Genomic DNA, 4,068 nt, shown 5'->3' with positions numbered 1-4,068 from the left:
GGGTTAGGGTCGTCGAGAGAAAGGCGAAGGGCATCTACACCCGCTCGAGGATTCCCGGCGTGGACTGGAGCCTGAACCAGTACGTCGGCTGCGCCTTCGCCTGCAAATACTGCTACGCCCGCTTTTTAACCCGGTGGAAGGACTACGGCGAGTGGGGGAGCTGGGTCGAGGTGAAGACCAACGCGCCTGATCTCGCCAGAAAGCGCGTCGCAGGAAAAATCGTTATGTCCACCGTGAGCGACCCCTATCAGCCGTTGGAGGCCGAGCTGAGGCTGACGAGACGGGTTCTCCGCTACATGGACAAGAGAAACGAGCTAATTATTCTGACGAAGTCGCCTCTCATTACGCGCGATATCGACCTCTTTAAGCTCTTTCGCTCGATAGAGGTCGGTCTGACGATAAAAGGCTTCACCGGGAGGGCGAAAAGGCTTTTTGAACCCCTCACCCCGATTCACGAGGCAAGGGTGAACGCCCTGAGGGAGCTGAAGGAGGCAGGACTGAGAACTTACGCCTTCGTCAGCCCTATAATTCCCGGGGTAACTGACGTATCGGCCATCGTGGAGGACACGAGGGGCTTTGTGGACTACTACTTCTTTGAGATGCTCAACCTCAGGGCGGCAGGAAAGGAGTTTCAGGAACTCCTCCGCGGGGAATACCCCGAGAGCTACGGAGTTTTAACCGACCGCGGCAGGTTCCGGGAGTTCATTCTGGGTTTGAGGGAAGAGATTAAAAGCCTCGGCGTGAAGGCAGAGGGGATAGAGACCCACCAGAGGGGCTGGGAGTTAGTGGAGCTTTAAACGCCTTATGTCATCAACACCAGCAGACGGGGGTCCAACGGGTGCGCCTCAGGCGGTTTAAAAATCCGGCCAAAGCCATTAGAACCGCGAGAACTGCCCCTTTTGAAGCTCTTGATAAGTGGTTACTCGTCTTGGCGGCGGCAGTCAACCTGTTGCTCCTGTTCATGGGTTACTACTATCTCGACATCCACGTCCTTGCCATCTCGGCTAAGAAGTTCGCGGAAAGTGGAGTAAGCCCCTACGAATGGTGCGAGCGGCCGCTGTGCAGTCCCGAGTACCGGTGGTACGTGTATCCACCACTTCCGTTCCTGATCGTGGCCCCATTCTACGCCCTCCACCCCGGCCCCCTGGCCGAAAGGCTCTTTGTGAAGATTCCAGCGCTCCTCGGGATGGCTCTCCTGACGCACGTCTTGAGGAAGCTCGGATGGAGCAATAGGAGAACCCTGGCCTTCGTGTGGCTCAACCCCTATTTCCTCTACACCGCCACGCTGAGGGGGAACTTCGATACCCTGTGCGTTGCCCTGATGCTTGAGTCCTATCTATACCTCAGGGAAGGCCGGGCTATCACGGCAGGGGTTTTAGGCGCCCTCTCAGTTCTGACAAAACAGTACACGGCCGTAATCCTGCTCCCCCTGCTCCTCTCAGTCAAATTCCCAAGGAAGATCGCCGAATACACTATTTCGGCGTCCCTCGTTTCCGCCTTAGTGGCCGGTCCCTTTCTCCTTAGAAGCCCCGAAGGTTTCATAAACTCAACGCTGATTTTCCACCTGGGCAGGGTTCCCTCAAACTACGGCTTATTAGGCCTCAAAATGCTTGGAGATGCCGCTTATATTCTCTGGAACAGCGCTGCCGGCCTCCCAAAAGGCACTGTCACTCACGGAGGGACACACAGCGTTGAGCTGCTGGGAATCGTCTTGGTCCTCCCGCTCGCCCTCGGCCTGCTCAAAGTTTCACTCGACGCATTTCTCGGGAGAAAAGAAGCGGAAGAAACCCTCGGAACGACAGCGGCGCTCTTCCTCACTTTGAGTAAGGTCGTCAACATCCAGTACTTTGCCCTGCTGTCCGTTTTGGACATCGGCTTCTGGGAATGGACCCTGTTGGCGCTCTCGGGTGCGGTGCTCTCACTGGACTTAGCGAAGTCCTTGATTCCCCTCCACGTTGCCCCGTCAACCCTCTGGATTCCCCCGGTCTGCGGACTGGACGGGACGTGGGTCGATGGACTGTCCAAGCTGATAGGCTTCATCCTATACATTCCAGTTTTGAGAACACTGCTGAGGTCTCTCGGATTAGTGCCGTTCAAGCCGCGAGGTCAATAATCACGTGGGTTCCTGGAATGAACTGCCGAATCCGGCACAACCGCGATCACCAGCGAGTTAACGTTCGTTCCAGTTGGACCGGTCTTCAGGAGAGCGCCAACCCTTTCGAGTGCGCGGTAGGAGTCGTGACGCTTTAAGGCTTCCCCAACATCGATTCCAGCTTTTTTCAGCTTTTCAAGGGTTTCTCCGTCAACTATTCCCCCAGCGGCGTCGGTCGGCCCATCGGTTCCGTCGCTATCAGCCGCCAAGATGACCACCTTGAGGCCCGCTATTTTACGGGCGACACTCAGGGCGAACTCCTGGTTCGGGCCGCCGAGGCCAGCTTCTCCCTCTATCGTCACCGTCCACTCGCCCCCAGCTATCAGAACGGCCGGTTTTCTGAGGGGGCGGTCGTATCCCGCTATCTCCTCAACAATGGAGCCTACTGCAAGCGCCACCTCCCTCGCCTCGCCCTCCAATGTGGTCGTCAGGATTTCGGGGTTGTATCCAAGCTCCTCCGCCTTTCTCTTCGCCGCCTCGCACGCCAGGGAGTTGCTCCCCACGATGAAGTTGTGGGCGTTTGGCAAGTCCTCCTTCAGCGTCTCCTCGGCTTCTCCCCTCAAACCGCGCTCGATGTGCCGCCTAACGCTCTCCGGCAACTTTTCCCAGACGTTGTAGAGCTTCAGAATCCTGTAGGCATCTTGGAACGTCGTGGGGTCCTTTACGGTGGGTCCGGAGGCTATGGCCTCGAGCGGGTCGCCGACGACGTCGGAGAGGATTAAGCTTATCACCATCCCCCTAACGCGTTTCGCGAGCTTTCCGCCCTTCACCGCGGAGATGTGCTTTCTCACGGTGTTTATCTCAGCTATCTTAGCCCCGCTTTTGAGTAAAAGCTCGTTCGTCCGGATTTTGTCCCCAAGACTTATTCCCTCCTCCGGAAGGAGGAAGAGCGCAGAACCGCCTCCCGAGATGAGGACGATGATTATATCCTCCGGTCCGACCTTTTTTGCCAGCTCGACGCCGAACTTTCCGGCCAAAAGGGAGTTCTCGTCTGGAACTGGATGGCCGGCCTCGATAACCCGGATGTTTGGAATATCCGGGCAGTTCTCAGCGTAGCCGTATTTGGTAACTATCACGCCCCCTTCAATGCGTTCCCCGAGAAGGTCAGCAACGGCCCTGCTCATGGCGCAGGCGGCCTTTCCGAGGGCGAGAAGGTAAACCCTTCCCCTACTCTCAAACTCCTCGCCGAAAATCCGGAGAATATCTCCTTCGACCTCAACCGCGTTCCTCACCGCGAGGTAGGGGTCGGCGGCCTTCAGCGCGGCGTCGAGTATGGAGAGGGCGTCGGCTTTTGCTTTGGACAGTTTGGACGGCATGGGGGAGAATGGGGGAAAGGCCTTAAAAATCAGTCGAGCATGAAAAATCAGTCGAGCATGGCCAAGACCTTATCGACCTCGTTGGAAACCTCGACGTCAAAGAGGTGTATCGTCGGCAACAGCCACCAGAGGCGGTAGTAGGTCTCTTTCTTGGACTCGCCGAAGTACTGGAAGATGAACCTGCCGAAGCCGGTCATGTCGCGGTGGACGTCCCTGACTTCGCGGAGGACGCGCCTGACCTTCGGCGGATAATCCTCGTAGGGCAGAGGGGTGGAGGGTTCTTCAACGCGGCTCTTGTAGAAATCTGTGGTGAGTCCAACGATGACGAGGTGCTTTACGAGCTGTTTGAGCTTCTTCTCTGTCCAGAAGCGGTTGAGGATGACCCTTGGATCCTCCTTGGCGAGCGGGAACGTTTCATCCTCGGTGTCAAGCCAGAACTCCAGGTAGGGCCTTCCCCTCTCGATGATTATCCTAGCGAGGAGCTTTGAGTTCGCCGGGAGCGCCCTCTGGGTCTCGGTGATGTGGTACTCCTTCCCGCCCTCGGTGTAGGTTTCTCCCTCCTCCCTCGTTCCGGCTCTCGAGACGAAGTAGGCCTCCCTT

At 57.2% G+C, this 4,068-nt stretch carries 4 protein-coding genes; 2 read left to right on the top strand and 2 right to left on the bottom strand.

The annotated features are described in order from the left end of the window. Together MVD07_RS10190 and MVD07_RS10185 are read left to right on the top strand one after the other, a co-directional pair. A partial coding sequence (locus tag MVD07_RS10190; RefSeq protein WP_297501751.1) for a radical SAM protein occupies window positions 1-797 on the top strand: 797 nt, incomplete at its 5' end. Window positions 798-928: 131 nt separating this feature from the next. Continuing rightward, window positions 929-2,113 carry a glycosyltransferase 87 family protein gene (locus MVD07_RS10185; protein WP_297501748.1) on the top strand — a complete coding sequence of 395 codons (1,185 nt, stop codon included), beginning with the start codon at window positions 929-931 and terminating at the stop codon, window positions 2,111-2,113. Here MVD07_RS10185 and MVD07_RS10180 read toward each other — a convergent pair. After that, the gene (locus tag MVD07_RS10180) at window positions 2,107-3,468 is read right to left on the bottom strand and encodes a glycerate kinase (protein ID WP_297501745.1); all 1,362 of its coding nucleotides are present in this window, start codon (window positions 3,466-3,468) and stop codon (window positions 2,107-2,109) included. The genes MVD07_RS10185 and MVD07_RS10180 overlap by 7 nt on opposite strands. A 47-nt stretch (window positions 3,469-3,515) precedes the next feature. Then, a partial coding sequence (locus MVD07_RS10175; RefSeq protein WP_297501742.1) for a TIGR00703 family protein occupies window positions 3,516-4,068 on the bottom strand: 553 nt, incomplete at its 5' end.

The organism is Thermococcus sp. (assembly GCF_027008145.1).
GTDB lineage: Archaea > Methanobacteriota_B > Thermococci > Thermococcales > Thermococcaceae > Thermococcus.
The sequence above is the reverse complement of the archived record's forward strand: the minus strand, read 5'-3'. Positions and strand labels throughout refer to the sequence as shown.